Annotated in this window: 16 protein-coding genes, 3 tRNA genes, 1 rRNA gene and 2 pseudogenes; 9 read left to right on the top strand and 13 right to left on the bottom strand. The window is 52.7% G+C overall.

The genetic code is table 11. The features are described 5' to 3' along the window. From H522_RS0115505 to H522_RS0115485, 5 genes and pseudogenes are all read right to left on the bottom strand, one after another. Positions 1-236, bottom strand: a pseudogene (locus H522_RS0115505) (hypothetical protein); the annotation flags it as partial. 90 nt (positions 237-326) lie between these two features. After that, complete coding sequence (locus tag H522_RS0115500) at positions 327-965, bottom strand: LiaI-LiaF-like domain-containing protein (protein ID WP_026963021.1); 639 nt, start codon at positions 963-965, stop codon at positions 327-329. Between the two features lie 23 nt (positions 966-988). Then, positions 989-1,507 carry a hypothetical protein gene (locus H522_RS0115495; protein WP_026963020.1) on the bottom strand — a complete coding sequence of 173 codons (519 nt, stop codon included), beginning with the start codon at positions 1,505-1,507 and terminating at the stop codon, positions 989-991. 14 nt (positions 1,508-1,521) lie between these two features. Then, on the bottom strand, positions 1,522-1,932 hold the full coding sequence (locus H522_RS0115490) for an anti-sigma factor family protein (RefSeq protein WP_026963019.1): 411 nt from the start codon (positions 1,930-1,932) through the stop codon (positions 1,522-1,524). Beyond that, the gene (locus tag H522_RS0115485) at positions 1,929-2,162 is read right to left on the bottom strand and encodes an RNA polymerase sigma factor (protein WP_026963018.1); all 234 of its coding nucleotides are present in this window, start codon (positions 2,160-2,162) and stop codon (positions 1,929-1,931) included. Before H522_RS0115485 ends, H522_RS0115490 begins: the two co-directional genes overlap by 4 nt. Before the next feature lie 161 nt (positions 2,163-2,323). On the opposite strand from H522_RS0115485, the gene H522_RS21630 reads away from it, so the two are divergent. Continuing rightward, positions 2,324-3,010, top strand: a complete 687-nt coding sequence (locus H522_RS21630; protein ID WP_155836490.1) for a HEAT repeat domain-containing protein — start codon at positions 2,324-2,326, stop codon at positions 3,008-3,010. Further along, positions 2,988-3,356 carry a glycosyltransferase gene (locus tag H522_RS22410; protein ID WP_026963016.1) on the top strand — a complete coding sequence of 123 codons (369 nt, stop codon included), beginning with the start codon at positions 2,988-2,990 and terminating at the stop codon, positions 3,354-3,356. Before H522_RS21630 ends, H522_RS22410 begins: the two co-directional genes overlap by 23 nt. A 149-nt stretch (positions 3,357-3,505) precedes the next feature. Here H522_RS22410 and H522_RS0115465 read toward each other — a convergent pair whose 3' ends face one another. Next, positions 3,506-5,176, bottom strand: a complete 1,671-nt coding sequence (locus H522_RS0115465) for an IS1634 family transposase (protein WP_051344355.1) — start codon at positions 5,174-5,176, stop codon at positions 3,506-3,508. Between the two features lie 104 nt (positions 5,177-5,280). Between H522_RS0115465 and H522_RS19870 the strand changes: the two genes are divergently transcribed. From H522_RS19870 to H522_RS0115450, 3 genes are all read left to right on the top strand, one after another. Then, complete coding sequence (locus H522_RS19870) at positions 5,281-5,937, top strand: glycosyltransferase family 2 protein (RefSeq protein WP_051344354.1); 657 nt, start codon at positions 5,281-5,283, stop codon at positions 5,935-5,937. Positions 5,938-6,037: 100 nt separating this feature from the next. Beyond that, positions 6,038-8,251, top strand: a complete 2,214-nt coding sequence (locus H522_RS20755; protein WP_051344353.1) for a diguanylate cyclase domain-containing protein — start codon at positions 6,038-6,040, stop codon at positions 8,249-8,251. Positions 8,252-8,544: 293 nt separating this feature from the next. Then, entirely contained in the window at positions 8,545-9,783 is a 1,239-nt protein-coding gene (locus H522_RS0115450; protein WP_245578150.1) for a glycosyltransferase family 2 protein, read from the top strand. A gap of 185 nt (positions 9,784-9,968) precedes the next feature. Here the strand turns inward: H522_RS0115450 and H522_RS0115445 are convergent. Then, a tRNA-Gly gene (locus H522_RS0115445) sits at positions 9,969-10,042 on the bottom strand. 284 nt (positions 10,043-10,326) lie between these two features. Here H522_RS0115445 and H522_RS21625 point away from each other — a divergent pair. Continuing rightward, positions 10,327-11,076 carry a hypothetical protein gene (locus H522_RS21625; protein ID WP_155836488.1) on the top strand — a complete coding sequence of 250 codons (750 nt, stop codon included), beginning with the start codon at positions 10,327-10,329 and terminating at the stop codon, positions 11,074-11,076. Here the strand turns inward: H522_RS21625 and H522_RS20750 are convergent. The 3 genes and pseudogenes from H522_RS20750 to H522_RS21245 form a co-directional block, all read right to left on the bottom strand. Continuing rightward, positions 10,977-12,863 (bottom strand): alkaline phosphatase D family protein, encoded by a 1,887-nt coding sequence (locus tag H522_RS20750; RefSeq protein ID WP_051344352.1) that lies wholly within the window; start codon positions 12,861-12,863, stop codon positions 10,977-10,979. The genes H522_RS21625 and H522_RS20750 overlap by 100 nt on opposite strands. Before the next feature lie 493 nt (positions 12,864-13,356). Further along, positions 13,357-13,650: a hypothetical protein gene (locus tag H522_RS19855; protein ID WP_155836486.1), complete on the bottom strand. Its 294-nt coding sequence runs from the start codon at positions 13,648-13,650 to the stop codon at positions 13,357-13,359. Positions 13,651-13,728: 78 nt separating this feature from the next. Then, a pseudogene (locus H522_RS21245) lies at positions 13,729-14,145 on the bottom strand (YmaF family protein). Positions 14,146-15,626: 1,481 nt separating this feature from the next. On the opposite strand from H522_RS21245, the gene H522_RS22585 reads away from it, so the two are divergent. From H522_RS22585 to H522_RS19845, 3 genes are all read left to right on the top strand, one after another. Continuing rightward, positions 15,627-15,854: an Arm DNA-binding domain-containing protein gene (locus tag H522_RS22585; RefSeq protein ID WP_081412204.1), complete on the top strand. Its 228-nt coding sequence runs from the start codon at positions 15,627-15,629 to the stop codon at positions 15,852-15,854. Between the two features lie 230 nt (positions 15,855-16,084). Continuing rightward, the gene (locus H522_RS0115410; protein ID WP_081412203.1) at positions 16,085-16,459 is read left to right on the top strand and encodes a tyrosine-type recombinase/integrase; all 375 of its coding nucleotides are present in this window, start codon (positions 16,085-16,087) and stop codon (positions 16,457-16,459) included. Between the two features lie 8 nt (positions 16,460-16,467). Then, positions 16,468-16,725, top strand: a complete 258-nt coding sequence (locus tag H522_RS19845) for a tyrosine-type recombinase/integrase (RefSeq protein WP_026963012.1) — start codon at positions 16,468-16,470, stop codon at positions 16,723-16,725. A 32-nt stretch (positions 16,726-16,757) separates the two neighbouring features. Here the strand turns inward: H522_RS19845 and H522_RS0115400 are convergent. The 3 genes from H522_RS0115400 to rrf all read right to left on the bottom strand — a co-directional run. Then, positions 16,758-16,834: transfer RNA gene (locus tag H522_RS0115400), tRNA-Ile, on the bottom strand. Positions 16,835-16,839: 5 nt separating this feature from the next. Continuing rightward, positions 16,840-16,914, bottom strand: a tRNA-Gly gene (locus H522_RS0115395). A gap of 669 nt (positions 16,915-17,583) precedes the next feature. After that, positions 17,584-17,676: ribosomal RNA gene (gene rrf / locus H522_RS20745) — 5S ribosomal RNA — on the bottom strand; the annotation flags it as partial.

Here is a 17,676-nt window from a genome sequence, read left to right as displayed (position 1 = left end):
TTATCGCGGCTTGCCTTGGCTTTCGCATACCATACGGATTGTCTGACGAGCGCGAGCCGGTTCTTGGCTTCGCCCAAAAGGGCATTATACATCTGGCGGCCGGCTTCAAACCGCGCCTCCAGAATCTGCTCCTGGCGCCGGGTGACCCGCAGCGGAATCTCACAGACAAACGAGGGAGTGCGTTTTTTCTTTTCATACGTGCTTTTGGTTTTCGATGTACTGCTTGATGACCGCAAGCAGGGCACCCCACGACATGGTATTGCAAGAGTAGAAAACGTTCTGATTGGATGTGTATTCCATAACAGGAGTATATCACGGCGACCGATCTACTGCTGTTCACCCACGCAAAAGATTTCGCCTGACGGCGAGCGCCTTATATCACCAGCACTAAAGCGCGGGGTCTTACGGCGCATCCCGGTAAAGGAAGAGTTCCAGCCGGGGCCTTCGTCTGCCAACTTCATCTCCAGTGTGTCCCCTACTTGACGTACCGTCCATTGGCGGCGAACCGCCTCATCGGCCGCCCGTTGGGAAGAAGCATCAATCTTGACAATACCGTCGTAGGAGAGTACGTGCTTGGCCGTCCCGACAACGGTTACCGGAGTATTGGGCAGCTCAATCTGCACCTTCCGAATCCGGTTGCTGATGTTGACTTGCCCGTGGATGGGTTCAGCGTAGCCAGGGCTCCATCGGATCCGATGGATAAGCGACTGAATCGCAAAGGTTCCGAGGCTAAGCACCATGACTAGAACCAGAAGCGCGATACTCCAGCCGCTATACTGAACTTTTTCGTCCTTGTGACGGGCATACGTCCAAATGATTTCAATCCCAAACAAAATGACGAGGACGGGCCATAGATACTTCAATACACTGTAGGAAGCGACCCCAATGACGTTCAACAAAATGATGATGCCAAAGGCAATCAAGGCCACGGCGCTCGTCCATACGCCAATTTTTTGCTGCTTCACCCGTGTTCCCCCTCTCACGCTTGTCACTTGTTTTTCCATTGCGTCCGAATCAGCCAGATTCCGAATCCAATCAATGCTGCCGCGAGCAGGATGGTACCAACCCGCGCTTGCAGGAATACCCACCAAACCTCCGGAAACGCCTGACGAATCAACACCAGGATGCCAATGACGATGCAGATACCCCCCAGCCAAAGCGGAGAGAATGACCCTTTCCCTTGAAGGGCCTCTATTGGAACGACGGCCTGGTCTAAATCAGCCAACATGTCCGATTCATTCCCGCTTGGCGCATTCTCTCCGAATGCCTTCCCCTGCGCCGCGTACGCATTCAACAAGGTCACCTTTTGCAGGGCGTCAAACAGCGCATAAAACCAGAGAACTGCCGCCGCGAACGGGAACACAATCGGGATGAACGATGTCAACACAATGCAGGCAAAGAACCCTACCATAAATTGCAACCCGCGCTTGTTGAGACCAAGATAGAGATGGCCAAGTCCGGGCAACCCTGAAAGGATGAAAGTCAGAACCTTACTCTTCTGAGCCATGACAAACCCCCGCCTCAAAATGAATAGTTGGAGAACCATTGCAGAATACTGTGAATCCCGTGCGACAACAGGACACCGTGCGCGTCCAGAGTACCCAAACGCTGAAAGACGCCGAAGTGGAACAGGATAACGGTGATGGAGGCAGCCACCCCATAGTGCATCAAAGCCGTGCGGATCGACAAATTCCAACGGGTCTTTCGGCGGGGCGTTCGACGTGCCAGGCGACGCAAAACTGGTGTCGCGAGGTCGAGATTAGGCACAGGGGTATCGTCTCGCCAGAGAACGGCCAACTCCAGCACCTCTTCATACCAGTCCCGGCACATTTCGCATGTACGGATGTGCTCCCAGATGTCTCTCGACATCTCCGGCGGAACGTCTTGTGTCACATAGGCGGCCATCTGGTCTTGAACCTCCGTGCAGTTCATCGAAGTGCTCCCCCTTTCTCTCGCATCATCCGCCGTGCCCGGTAGAGTTGAGACTCCACCGTCTTCACAGACACGCCTGTTTTCGCTGCAATCTCCTGGCACGAATGTTCATCGAAATAGTACATCTTCGTCACAGTTCGATAGGGTTCTCGCAGTCCGTCCACCAGTCTCACCAGTTCCTGAGAACGCTCTTTTTCCACCAAAGTCCGTTCCGGGGTATCGGCCCCCATCACCTGCACCTCTTCGTAAGTGATGGGGCTTATCCTTTGTCGCGACCGAGTTTGCGCGCGCCGCCATTATTAATGAGTTGCTCCACAGTCATAGATGGTGGGACGTTATACTGGGACTTCGATACGTCTATCATTTCAATCTTTACGAATTCCATCGGGAAGTGATAGAACACCTGAAACACTATCACCCACTAGTCCGGATATTTGCTTTTTATGTTGCAGGATCCACTGGCGATATAAATGATATAGGAGTATTACTCGACTACATTCGCGATGAACTTAATACCCGTGAGCAATTGCAATGGGTTGTACAAACGCTATCAGGCTTACGAATGAAAGATTCTTTGCAAGCACAAAAAACTATCGAAACACTATTTAAAAAGGAAAGGGATCCTTTTGTTCGACGTTGCTTAGTGGAGCTCGTCGGTTATTTGAGATTTGTAGAAATGACTCATTTCCTTTATGATGCACTTGCCGATAGGAGTGAATTTGTTCGCATCGGTGTGATGCACTCCTTTTATAGACTTCAGACTCCCTCAGTCATTCCTGTCTGTAGGCGGATCGTGGAGGATGGTACCGAGACCGACCCTATTATTATACTGGCAATGAAAATATTAGCATATTTCCCGGAAGACATTTTTCGAGACCTTTACGTAAAATGCCTTGGTCATCGTCTCTGGTGGGTAAGGTACTACAGTGCACTTGCGCTTGCTCGTGTCGGAAATGGACAAACCTTGATTATGTATTATGCCTCTCACCATGAGGACAGGTTTGCACGTGACATGGCAAGATACTTCTCACAACTTAATCAAGAAGAGTTGAACTATGCGCTATCACGTTTTGATTAACACTCTTATCTCAGCTTTCGATTCGTGTATGATTGCTTATGTACTACTGGTCCAGGCTATTTTCTCCGTATTTTTGCTCTACTCGATGAGGAACTTGAGATTTCATTCATATCGCATGAAAATCAAAGAGCTTATCTTGAAAAACGGACAAGGCATCTTCCCACCAGTCTCACTTATCGTACCTGCGTATAATGAAGAAGCAACTATCGTCGAAAGTATTAAGGCACTACTTCGTACTCGTTACCCGAAGTTCGAAATCATCGTGGTCAATGACGGTTCTAAAGACCGCACTACTCAAGTCCTGAAAGACGCCTTCGAGATGGTAGAGCACAGATTCCGCGCCTAAGAATCAACTCTTGGCTGGAAACTGAAGATCTCAGCTTGATACAACCGCCACTTCTCTTCGCCGTTACCTTTATATGGTTCTATGAAAGTGCGATCATTTGGAAATTTGATCAGATTTGGCAATGATGGGTGTGCTCACGCAATCGCCCTTCAGGCCGATTTTTTCGCGAAACCAAAAATGCTTAGGTCCATATCCAGGAAGGAAAGTACCCGTTCCAGCTGGGGTTCGATGTAGGTATTGGTGATTCGATGGCGTTCCCCATGAATTTCAATATCCATCGTGCAGATGCCCTCGAACATGTCGATGACCGAAATCCCCGTCGGTCGGAAGCTCTTGCGATTCCCGGGGAGGATAAGGGGTTCCGTCTCTTTGGCCATCCGCTCCCGGATGCGATACTCAAACACGCTATATAACACCAAGGCCAGGAGCATCAGGCAGGCAAAAGCCTTGACCCGCGTGTCATTATGTAGGTAGATGGGGCCCACCAGATACGGACTCTTAAGGAATCGGAACCTTCCTTCCACCTCATGTTGCTCTTTATACATTCGAAGCAATTCCGCATTGCTGCACCTCTGCTCATCCCTCAGATTCGTAATGAGGACAAAGGTAGACATCTCTCGACGTGCCGCTTCTAATTGCGCCTCATCAGGGGGAAGGATTTCAATGACATTGTGATATTCGGTGACCACCGGTGCGGACGGCGCGTCTTTTCTAGGTCGCCCTCGCGTCGGACGTTTTTGTTGCACTTCTATTGCTTCCGTGCGGGCAAAAATTCGGTGGTATCCGCGATGTTTTTTGCACCACGCTTCCAGCCCACGCTTTGCATCGGCTTCGCACGCATAGGCGATTTTGCCTTCATTTCTCGCATCCGTTTGCCATATGGAACGCTCTTGTTCCAGGCGCTTTCGCAGGGTCTTTTCCTTGCGCGCATCAAGGCTCGAAGATTGAACGGCAATGAACCGGTACTTGACTCCGTCCAGTTCACGATGGAACGACTGTACCCGATACGTCGCGGCCCCAGAGCGGTCACTGAGGGCGCCTACCTCGACCCAGCCCTGTTCTTTCTCAATCGCCGCCCGGACCACCTGTCCACACAGCTTGTAGGTGTTGGGAAGCTTTGAGAGGAACCGAACCTGATGAGTTTGAAATCCAGCCAGTGTCTCTGGCGTCACCGCCGCGGAATCTGCGATATATACCGCATGTTTGAGTTTCTCCGTTCCGTACATTTCCACGACCTTGGCAATGGTCTTGGCATTCCAGGTCTTGTCACTCAGGTTGCCATCCTCAATGCTGCCGAATACCGGCAACCCGCGACAAGTGCCTAGACCAAAGATGAACTGCTTGAGGTCGGGGCGGTGATCTTTTGAATACCCGTAAGTGATTCCTAATTCATGCGCATCTTCGTAGGCACCGTACACGGAAATGGAGGTGGTGTCGAAATGCAAGTGCTCCAAAGGAATGTCACAATAGTCGAGTGCCGAAAGGGCCAACTCCGCGAACACACGATCTACACCCGCACGAGCCAAGGCGTCCAAAGCCCTGCCCAGGGCATCGTCGTTCAACGCCTCAGCCGATATTCCTGGGCCCAAGGGTAATTCGATATCTTGGCGCTCATAGAAGCGTTGTACCCGATAGAGAGCTTTTCTGTCCGTAAGGATATTGAGGAGAAGGGCCTTGACGCGCATTCCGACGGAAACCCGGCAGTCCTCGGGCTTGACGGAAACCATCTCGTCAATCCGCTCAACCCACTTCAACCGTCGTATTAACTCAGCGAATACAGGAGCTACTTCAACCTTGTACTGCGATATGGGTTCAATCACTGGAAATCCTCCGTGCCCGATTGCGATGGGAGAAAGACTTCGCTGTGAACCCCCGGAATTCCTTTAGAAAAATACTATCCCCCTCTCAATAGAGCGCGGAATCTGTGGTAGAGATTGACTACAACTACATTAAGCACCTGGAAACAAAGTCTATTGTTCAAGTATTCCAGTCATTGCTCCATCCAAATGTGATTCTTGTTGACAAAGAAAACGGGGGTAAAGCAGATGCCATTAATGCGGGAATTAATATTTCGCGTTATCCACTCTTCTGCGTCATTGACGCTGATTCCCTTCTAGAACCAGATGCAGTGTTAAACGTCGTCTATCCTTTCATCGAAAGTCGAGATGAGGTGGTAGCGACCGGTGGTATCGTACGAATCGCGAATGGCTGCACCGTTCAAGATGGGAAAATTGTCGAAGTGCGACTCCCCGAGAATTATTGGGCTAAGATGCAAGTGCTTGAATACTTACGAGCCTTTCTTATAGGACGCTTAGGATTATCGGAAATCAATTCATTGCTGATTATTGCCGGAGCCTTTGGGGTCTTCCGTAAAAGTGCAGTGATTGAAATTGGCGGTTATTTAACAGAGACAGTTGGAGAAGATATGGAATTAACCGTGCGTCTCCAGCGTTATCGTTATGAACATCAAAAAAACTGGCGTATCATGTTTGTGCCGGATCCGGTATGCTGGACACTTGCGCCAGAGAAGGTGTGTCTACTGCGTATTCGTCTGATTTTGTCTAATGAAAGTTTCCGCTAGGACCTGGGTTATTTGGACTACAAAAAATGTGCCAAACAGAGCTTTTATCGATGCCTCCACTACAACAAAATTATAATCGAACGACGCTAGGGGAACCGGGATGTACGACGAAGTTCTCCGCAACGTTCTCATTCATCTGATGCACGTCCAAGGAGATTCGACGATGTGGATGACTGGTGTGATTCATGCCTGTTGGGTGGCTGCGGGGATTATTGGATTTCTCGAAGCCATCACTCGTGTACGCCGTGTGCGGTGGTTACGTAGCGTACCCACTTGGTCATGGGATGTGCTTGAGGTGGTCATCGCGTTCACTGCACTGGGTGCGTGGGAATTCGCGATTGATGGATTGAGCGCCCTCATACTTCCTCTCACAGCGGTGCCACTGATGGACTTGAATTGGCGTCAAGACCGCAGACATTGGACAGACACGTTGGTCACCATCAGCGCCTTGGCCGGGTGCGTCATCCTGTGCATTTGGTGGCCTATTCATTCGCCGATCACCAAAGTCTTGGTTTGCGCCCCCGTTGTGGTGGCAGCTGTTCTGAAGGAGATGAAATTATCACCGCTCTGCGTCGTCCCATTCATCTTGCTGATTCCATTGCTTGATATTTTTATGCCACTCTCGGGTATTCCATTCCGCGAGGTCGGCGTCGGACTCGTCGCGGCTCTTTTGTTCGTGACCTATATTTATGAGCGGCACCATCGGGAGGATGTACTGCGCGAAAGCACACTAGACCCTTTGACACAATGCCTCAATCGACGCGGTGCACGCGTATGGATGCAACAACATCAAGGCCAGCAAGCGGCAGCGATGATTATCGATTTAGACGAATTCAAATTCGTAAACGACACCTATGGGCACGATGTCGGAGACCGGCTTCTTCAGGAAACAGCGCGTCGCCTGCAGCAGTGTGTACGCGCCGAAGACGCAGTCATCCGGTGGGGTGGAGATGAGTTCTTGGTACTACTGATTCCGTCCGATCCTGACTACCCCGATAAGGTGGCTCATCACATTCACCAGCATTTAACCTTACTCCCGGTGCACATGGACCGTGTACCAAACCCACTGTACATTCGCGCAAGTGCCGGTTTGGCGATGGGACCCCTGAACGAGAAACTGATAAACTGTGCGGATAAGGCCCTGTTACAAACAAAACGGTCCTCTAAAAACTCAGTGACGGTCTGGCGCTCTCCCGATTCTGTTCCCGCCTACGGGGAAGACTACCTGTCCTTCGGCAACCAGTTAAACTGGGCCGTCCGAGCATTTCGAGCGGTTACGCACCACAATCCGGCCGGTATGGTTCTCACAGCCGCCGACCATACCATCGTTGAAGTGAATCCGGCATTCGAACAAATCACCGGATATCACCGAAGTGACCTCATTGGCCGCAAGCCCAGCGTTCTTGCTTCGCATCCCGCTGGAAATCAAGTACTGTATCAACAGGTGCGAGACGAGCTGAGACAGCGACGGCGGTGGACCGGGGTGTTTGAAAACGCGCGCCCAGATGGAGAAACATGGACTGCACGGGAATACATTAGTGCAATAGAATTGGGTGGAAACGTCATCGGGTACTGCTCTGTGGTCATCCCGTCGGAACCGGCACCCAGCGCATCATCTCAGAGTACGTCGGAATTTGACCGTGAGCATGATGTGGCGTTCTATGCCGCTTTTCTTACGGCACTGGCGCATGTTGCGGAATGGGGAATCCCGGGTTTGGCGGAACACGTCGACCGCGTGCAAGAGTACGTGCGATGGATCGGCCGCCTCGCGGCTGAGTGCGGCATGCTGAGCCACGAAGACGTGGAACTTATCGCGATCGCCAGCGTTGCACACGACATCGGCAAAACGACGATTGCTCGCGAGATCCTGCTTAAGCCTGACAAGCTCAACTCCGCCGAGTACGCGTACGTGCAAGGCCACGCAGACAACGGACGCGATATGCTGCTGAAGGTTTTCAAGCACTGGGATACCGCACACAGCGAGCCTGCACAGCGATTACTGGCGTACGCGTTAGAAATCGCCTCCACACACCATGAGCGTTGGGATGGAAAAGGCTACCCCCGTGGGCTAAGCGGAAGCGATATTCCTCTTTCAGGACGTTTGACCGCCATCGCAGATGTGCTGGATGCGCTGTTTAGCCGACGGCCCTACAAATCTGCTTGGTCACCCGAGCAGGTTATGGCGTATTTTCGAAAACAACAAGGACACCAATTTGATCCGAACTTAGTGGCCTTGCTCCTCAAATATTGGGAGAGCCGTCCATTCGCAGACGAGCAAAGGGCGCAATCCCCAAATCTGGGGCAATTTGAATGAAGGGAGCGGTGATTTCTTTGGAAACATCCAAGCCGACAAATTTTGTTATATATTTCATGGTGTTGACTTCTTTACGTATGTATGTGGCTTTGCAATAGCCCTCAAGCACATTGTAATCCACGACTTAAGAAACGGAGCCAGTCTCGTTCATTATGTGACTAGGAAGATCAGGACAAGACCTTATGTTCACTCCAACTCCCAATACACGACTACCGACAAGCCCAACAAATTCGTATCGCTTATTCACTGTTCGACAGAAATTTATAATATCACAGGTAGTGGCCGTACTTTGGTTGGCTTTATCGATTGTACTATCCCTTCGTTGGTTGCAAGAATTGGCTAGTATTCTTTCATGGCCTGCTGCTTTCTTTGTCATTGCGGGAATTGCATATATACCTGGATACCTAAACGCCTTTCTCGTAGCTAGCATTCTACTGGATCAACCGCCTGGGATTGAGGGATTTTCTCCAGAGGAGCCTGTTACCATCCTCATTGCCGCGCGCAATGAGGCGGATCGAATTGGAGAAACCCTTAGGTACATTGCAAAACAGGAGTATAAGGGAAGCATCCAGGTCATTCTCGTGGATAATGGCTCCACAGACGGGACTTTGGGTGTGGCTAAGGAAACTGCAGAGCAACTCAAACTTTCTTTCTTGGGTATTGAAGAGCGCCGACCTGGAAAGAACTTTGCTTTGAACACCGGGCTTGTAGCAGTAAAAACACGGTATGTCATCACCCTCGATGCTGATACCCTGCTACACAAGTGGGCAATCCAACGTCTAGTTGCCAGAATGATGCGTTCGCCAAAGCATGTTGCAGCGGTTGCGGGTACTGTGCTGGTACGCAACAGCAGAACAAATCTCTGGACACGCATGCAGGAATGGGATTATTTCCTTGGGATTGCGTCCATCAAACGCCAACAAGGACTGTATCAAGGGACTCTAGTGGCACAGGGAGCCTATAGCTTGTATCGTACGGATGCATTACGCGAGGTCGGTGGCTGGCCCGATGCCATTGGGGAAGATATTGTGATGACCTGGCGAATTTTCGAGAGGGGATATGCAGTCTATTTTGAACCGACCGCAGTAGCTTTCACGGAGGTGCCGGAACGATTACGGCACTTCGTACGACAACGAAGCCGTTGGGCGCGGGGAATGATTGAAGGACTGCGTATAGCAGGTCCTTGGCGTCAACCGAGAATGTTTGTGAAGTTCCTCACAAGTCTCGATCTATTCCTGCCTTATACAGATTTGTCTTACACTTTGGGGTGGATACCGGGGCTCATATTGGCATGCTTTGGGCACTATTGGATTGTGGGACCGTACACCATCCTGGTGTTCCCCTTCACGCTAATTAGCAATGCCTTGATGTACCGCCACCAGCGACGGGTATTTGATACTCTTGGGTTGCGAATTCGGCGGAATCGGATTGGTTTCGTCGCGTATGTTCTGTGCTATCAGATGATCATGTCGCCGATATCTGTATGGGGTTACCTTCAGGAATTTTTCCGAGCGAGACGGGTTTGGAAGTGATACGGAGATATGTCATGGTGTCAGCAGAATTGTTCACCACTAACGTTATCATGGAACCAGCAACCTCATCGGTATGCGGCGAGACGACTGGGTTTTCAGTTCGAAGGGCAGAGTGCTAATTGACGAACGTTAAAGCCGAAGGCCGCCTCCCCACTTTCTCGGGTTGGCGGCCTCTTGATTCTTTATGGAGCGGGTGAAGGGAATCGAACCCTCGCTACCAGCTTGGAAGGCTGGAGTTCTACCATTGAACTACACCCGCATATGAAATCACGACAGTCTTATTATAGCACCTTGGGCCAAAAACGCAAGCCGCCAATTCGCACAGTCGTCGGCAAGGCACTCACTGACCTGCCGACACCCCGTCGTCGGGTGTATCCTATACCTAATACGACACCTCTCCCTTATTTTTAACGACTTTCAATAAATCGTGTCTATACTGAGACCACTAAGTCGTTCACAAAGGCGCTTCGCTTCACGTATGACCCCTCTCCGATTCGATGTCTCCATCGTTTGGGATAGTTCATCGGATAAAGGATTATGCACATGCAGAGCGAATATACGCCGAATCCTGGTGGCCACGCAGCGGCGAGTGCTGCTAAATCGGAAGCACGGGCAAAGGAACGGGAGGCCCGGCGCAGGCGTCAGGCAAGGTGGCTGACGGTCTTTTCCTGGAGCGCGGTGGTGACCAGTGTAGCTGGCTTCTTTACCTTGTGGCACCACATCGGTCAGGCGTCTACCGCGCAAACAATGGCGCCGACGGCCTCGGCGGACAACGCCAGTGCCGGCCCCTTGTCGTCACAACCAGCATCCGGACTGTATACGGGACATCACCACCACGATTGGGGGGGTGACGATTCCTCCGGCGGAACCTACGGTGGCTATGGGGATGGCACACCCGATGGCACACCCGATGGCAGCACCTATGGCAATCCGTCCGGTGGCAATCCGTCCGGTGGCAATCCGTCCGGCAGCGGTACGTTCGGTGGCGACTCGGGCGAGTACTCGTCCGGGGGCACAGGTGGAACCTCAGACGGCGCAGGTGGCACTGGCGGCAGCCTGTTTGACGGCGGTGGCAGCGGACAGGCCGGCATCACCCAAGGCGGCGGGTCCGACTTCGGACCATCGCACCCAGTCGTACGTGACGAGCGGATTCAGGTGTCTCGGTCTGGCCCTTCGCGAGACACCCCTTTACCCTACAGAATCCGCAGGGATGGGCGGCCTGCGGGCACCTCGCACTGGCAGAGGATGCGCTTGTCGGCGTTTCTCGGCTGGCGGATATCCCCCACCGAGTAGGCGGTCCAGGTCAGCCGCTCGGGCGTCAGCTCCAGGATACAGTACCCGTGCTCTGTGGGGTCGAACCAGCGGATCCACGGGTTTTCGCGGTAGATGACACGAGTGACCTGGTGCAAAAACTGGTCGACATATTCGTCCGACCATTCCTGCAACGGCTTCCACACATGCTGGATGAGTGTCTCGGTGACCGCGGGCGGAAACGGCAGCCCCCGGGCGGGACGTGAAAACAGGGCCTGTTCCACGGTCTCCTTAAGATTGGCCGAGGTGACCGATCCGGTCATGAGCTCCACACCGAGCGTCTTCCCGGGCCGTATGGGTGAAAAGTGGGACGGAATCAGGCTGGCTTCAAACACGTGCATATCCCCCGTGAGGACAACAAAGTTTTTCACCCGCGCCGCCTCAATACGGCGCAGCAGCCAATCCCGTTCGGCGGCGTACCCGTCCCACGCGTCCAGGTTCCAATATAGACCGAGCAGCTTGAGCTGGGCGAAGTGCACCTCGTTCAGCCACACCTTCCACACCGCAGGCGAGTGAACGACGCAGTCTAGGAACCACTCCCGCTGGTTGCACACCCCAGCGCCGAGCATCGACTGGCTGGGGCTGAACATCTGCGGACAACCGGGCGTCATGTACCGCTCCCCCATCACTTTCGATCCGCACGGATGCGCGCTCCGATACAGTCGTTCGTCGGTCAGGATGAATTCGGCCAGGTTGCCTACCCGGAAACATCGGTAGACCCGGAATGCATTGTTGTCCGCGGAAAGCGGAACGCGGACCGGCATGTACTCGAGCCACGCCTGCGTGGCCGCCTGGCGCCTATCTCCATCCGCCTCCAAGGCGTCATCTGGCGCCACGTCCCCATAGCCGTCGTTGGCAAATTCGTGATCGTCCCATATGGCAACCATCGCATGCCGCTCGTGCAGGGCCTGAAGGTCGGCGTCCGTCCGATAGGTCTGGTAGAGGTACCGGTAATCCGCCAAGGTCGTGGCCTTCAAGTGACCACTGGGAAGATGCAGCGCTCGATCTGGGAGCGGGTCTTGGAACTTCGCGTCAGCGACCGATTCGTAGATGTAGTCGCCCAGGTGAAGGACGAGATCGACCTCTTCGTCGGCGAGACAGCGGTATGCGTGGTAGTAGCCGTTCGTGTAGTCCGCGCAGGTGACGTAGCCCAGACGGAGAGACGCAAGCGCCTCCCCGTCGCTGGGCAGGGTCTTGAACCGCCCCGGCCGGCTGACGCGGCCGTCTTTGGTGATGAATCGATAGTAGTAGGTCGTCCACGGGTGCAGCCGGCCATCTAAGTCGACCTTGACCACGTTGTCGAAATCGGCGCAAATGGGTGCGAACCCCTTTAGCACCGGCTGTTCAAACTCGCCGTCCAGGGCCACTTCAAACAACACAAACCGGCCGCTGCGAATGGCCTGTGCCAATACGTGCCGCCAGGTTCGCCCCGCCCACGGATTGGGCTGAAGGGGCGAATGCGAGCAAGTGGATGAAATGGGCGGATTGCCTCGGTTATCCGCATTGGGCCGGCTAACCTGCATCATCCACTCGACCCGCTCCGGAGGGAGATTGCCAGCGCGCAGGCCACGCGCGACGGACGGGTCTACCCGTGTCCAGATGACCGCCCCGGTTGGCGTCGGATCGCCCGCGGCCACCGATTGCGGAAAACCCTCACCGGGCGCAAACCGCGGCCGAAATCCCCAGTAGTACAGTCCAAGCCGGTTTGCCGCCACATAGACGGACCCGCTAAGCCAGGTCTTGACCATATTCCACGATCCGTTCGCCATATCGGCCACGCCCCTGCATTATGTGTCGGGTCCAGAACGTCCCTCGTCCCGAAGATAACCAAAAGCAGAACTTCATTCATTGCATGGAACGTCAATGACCATCTTGGGCAACATACGACTTGTGCTGGGCAGGAGCCGTTCTGAACGGTATACGATATTCATGGAGGGCGCGTGTGGCGCATGGTAGCGAGGAACGGATGGCGAGGAACGGGTGGCGAGACGGAACATATCTGGATACCGCGATCTACGACCGAATCTGATACATTCCTAATTATGGATACTCGGGCTACCTGACAACCGGGTATGGCATCTTTGCCGCTCAAGCCCGAAGGTGAAAATCTGAGTATGTAGACATATACTGCAACTCGTGGATTACCCCTCATTAACAAACTCCGAGAAGTTTAATGCAACGCTAGTGGGAACATATACAGGAAATCCCTACCTAGGGGGATTTCCTGTACTCTTGTGCCCCTTCATAAACAGGTAACAGTGTTTACCACCATGCCCAAGGCCACAACCACCAAAGTGCAAAGAACGGAAAGAAGAAAAATGGCCACCAGGCCTGTTCCGTATCATCCAGTGTCTGCCTACTATCCTGCAACAAGTGCACCGAATCAAGGTCACCAGCCTTACCGTTCGCAAGCCGGGTCGATTTACCTCCCACTGCACGGATATAAATCCCGTCATCCGTCACGGAATGTAGAATCCCGTGGTGAGTTACCCCATCTCTCGTACGAAAGACAACGTGCTGCCCGGTCAACCGCATGCAATGAGCACGTGTAATCAAGGTCTCACCCCCTCCACGACAACGATTGAGGAGAGACGTCTCCCCCTCGCTTTGGCGGAAAATTGTTCAACATCTGCACTACACGGGCATTTCGTTCCCAGTTCTTCCGCCATACGTGTGTGTATGGGGGATTCTTCCATTCACCGTAGTAACGCCCTCGAAAAGGTGGTAGTGACCACCACCCGGAAGTGGAATTGCAGGCCCTGTTCTTCCACTGATGAAGTGTCGGTGTCCGTCATTAAATGTCGTTTCCGTTGAATAGGCATGGGTATGTGGAACCCCGCTTGGTGCGGATTCTGTTACCCCTGTATAACCATGCCGGTGCCCAACATCAAAGGAGGTGACGCCTCAGAAACCATGGGTGTGAAGTACCCGACCGTCCCATGTAACGAGGAAGATTTCATGGGAATGGGTACCCGAATCGGAGTCATCCGACTCAACAACAACCCCGAATACACGCTGTTTATTTTCCTCCGTGTACTCCCTTTCTTCCACTCCTATACCCCCTGACCTACGGATACTGGCTTAGTAGGCCGCACCCGCAGCGGGGATAATCAGAATGAACAGAACGAAAATGATCAGAAATACGACCGCCCAACGAGTATAACCTCCGAATGCACCGTACATTTGTCATTCCTCCCAAATTCGCAAATCGAATAACTGAATTGTCTGCTTGAGTCAGTTATTAGGCCCCAGAACACGTACAAGCAGGAAGAAGCGTACGAAGATCATCAGGGAGACAAGGGCCCAACACTAGAACCCATCGAGATGCGCTAATCACACTCCCTTCCCATAAAACAAACTATTCCGAATAAATGTCTTTGGAAATGGACAAAATCCTAAAACCAGCCTACTTCTTCGGCCCTCCACAGCAGAACGATACTCTCGCCTCGTAATCGTCCTGCCAGAGGTCATATCGGGTGGCTTCTTGAGATGAGGGAGACTCGCGGATGGTGCCCCTGGTGCCGGAACTGTGGATATAAAGGAGTGTGCGGGGATCCGACATCATGACCGTATACAGTTTCGTTCAGTTCTATCAAGACGCCGTCCCTGCCGAGCGTACCCTCCCGAACTTGGTCAAAGTTTGTGCTGAGTCGAGAGAACGGGCAATTTCCGCGTTCTGCAATCGATTTGGACGGCAAATAGACAGCGATGATGGAAATGCAGTGTGGTTTGCGCGGGAGGAGAATGGGATAGTATGTGAATATGGGGTGAATGTATTGAACGGCGGTAAAAGTGACAATGAGTACACACCCGCCATATGTGATGGGTGAGTGAGATTTGATCAGCCCCATATCTCGTGCGGAGTTTTATTACTTCAGAACCTCTTTTGACAACAACAGAACGCCCCTTTGGTAAGGGACGTCTGTCGGTAAGGAGGTGTGTACGCCGGTTTGGCTGAGACACGATGGGTAATGTAACAGTATGCATCCCTATTTCATCAAAGAACGGCTTGTACCCAGGAAATGAAAGATAATGAATCTATCCTGCCGTAATGAATAACATCAGACCGGAACTTGTGTATATACAGGAAATCCCCACAGAGGGGGATTTCCTGTACTCTTGTTCCCCTTAGTAGACAGGTGTTGTTGTACAGGTTTTTACGTAACCGTAAGGTACAAGTAAGATGAACAGCACGAAGATGATCAAGAATACGACTGCCCAACGGGTAAAAGGACCGAAGCATCCTCCATCGTACATTCTCATCACCTCCCTATAATGAATCGATTTACGATTCGGGTACACAACTTTTTCGCCTTATTACTCAGTAACCAGCTCCTGCATAACCACCTCCGTAGGGAATCAGCAGGATGAAGAGTACAAAGATGATCAAAAACACGACTGCCCAACGGGTAAAATATCCGAAGCACCCACCATCGTACATTCGGACTCACCTCCTATCTGATGTACCGTATGGAGAAATATTCAGTCATGCGACGGCTTGTATCCCATAGGTCAAGTATCCGTAGTAAACGATCAGAACACGTCCCTTACAGTATCGTCATCACAGCCCATCTGGGAGCTTTCTTTACCATATAAAAGAAAAGAGACTCTACCGGTACATCATTTCCGCCGCTCGTAACCCCGTGACCGGAAAGTATAAGCAGATATGGCGATCTGGTTTCTCGTCGAAAACCGAAGCGCAAGAGGCTCTCCGCAGCATCACAACCAGTTGGACGCCGGGATACCCGTATCGGACATGACCTCGCCGATTGGCTGCAGAAGTGGTTAGATGAGGATTGCGCGAACATGAAGCCGAACACGCGCCGGTCATACACCAGTTGCGTTCATCGACACCACAAGGTACACCACTGCCTTCGCGCAGCCCTGAACTGGGCAATAAAGCGTAGATACCTCAAGGAGTCTCCGATGTCCCGCGTGGACAGCCCGGACCGGCGCTCTCCCAAGCGTACCCTGAACCGTGCGTGATGCCATGCAGAGGCTTGTGTGGCTCAAAACACAAGGGTTTGTCGCTTATTATGGTGCCCACTTGGCTGGGCATGCGGGTCTACGGCTGGAGGAAGTCTGCGGTCTGCGTTGGTCGGATGTACAATGGGACGCGAACATTATAGAGATACGCCGCACTCGGCAACGCGACAAGCGTCAGGATGTCGTTCTTGAACCCAAGACTGCGGATAGTGTACGCGATGTGGTCCTGTCTGATGCAGCCATGGCCGAACTTCCGAGTGGTATGCGCATCAACAAGCGACTGCGCGCCAGATCGGTCTACCATGGTCCGATGAACAGTACGTCGTTGTTCTTCCGGACCTATCTTGCCCGGATCCGCACGCATTCGCGAAGGGTGTAAAGCAGGCGTTGACCGCCCTGTACTTGCCGCTTGTCACATTCCATGATCTACGCCATACCCATGCAAGCTGGTTGCTGGAAAGCGGCGTCGATCTCAAGACCGTGAGCCAGCGACTCGGGCCCTCCAACATCACGGTAACCGCCGACATCTACGCGCAGGTCAGGCGCCGGATGCAACAGTCTGCGGTCGAAAAGTTGGAGGGCGTGGCCGGGAAAAATCTGGGTCCAAAAAAGAGTTGTAGAGGATTTGTAGAGGAAAGTCCGTAATCCCTTGCGGGACGCTGGTTTTTTTCGTGTAGTGGTGGGCCCACTAGGACTCGAACCTAGGACCAACCGGTTATGAGCCGGCCGCTCTAACCAACTGAGCTATGGGCCCAGATATGGAGCGGAAGACGGGATTCGAACCCGCGACCCTCGCCTTGGCAAGGCGATGCTCTACCCCTGAGCCACTTCCGCAAAATCTGTGCGCTAAGTATCCATGCGTATGAAAGTGTTCACTTCAAACGATGACATTCTTAGTATAGCACACATACATGCGGTGGACAATCACCCGTTCGCGAAATCGGGTTTGCCGAGGCTGCTGAAGTTCGAGACGGCAGAATTGAACTTGCAGCCCCGGCTACTTGTACGTCAACATTCTCCTAAAATCCGCGCGCATATACACCATACCTCCATGTGGCACGCGCTAAGGCTTTACGAATCGACAATCGATGGCGAGGATTGCATCGATTTGCTCGCCAGAGCCGCGTGGGCCGGACACCAACCACACGGAAAGGCGCCCTTGGGACAAAGATGATAAGATGTACGCATGATGATAGCGGAGTCCTTCATGTCAACAAGACACCTGCATCCTAAACACCATAACCGCGGACTCTCCTCTGGATTGCACCGGTAATCGTCCATCGCAAATCTCCCTTGCAATAGGTTAGGGAAAAGGCAAACAAAGTTCACTATAGCTCTTCTCGGTGGTCGAATGGTGTCGAAACGTAAAGTCAACCGAATCTCGATAATGGATAACCATGTCTGACAGGATAGGACGATTCTCGTAAGGAAGGGTGAAGGAAGACAAAAAACACCCTGAGATGAGTCCTGCTCACCTCAGGGTGCTCTCGGTGTCCTTCGCTCGCCTGGCAACGTCCTACTTTCCCAGGAGCTCCCGCTCCAAGTATCATCGGCGCTGGAGGGCTTAACGGTCGTGTTCGGTATGGGTACGCGTGG

The sequence above is a fragment of the Alicyclobacillus herbarius DSM 13609 genome (assembly GCF_000430585.1).
Lineage (GTDB): Bacteria > Bacillota > Bacilli > Alicyclobacillales > Alicyclobacillaceae > Alicyclobacillus_G > Alicyclobacillus_G herbarius.
This window is presented reverse-complemented; position numbering and strand designations above follow the sequence as displayed.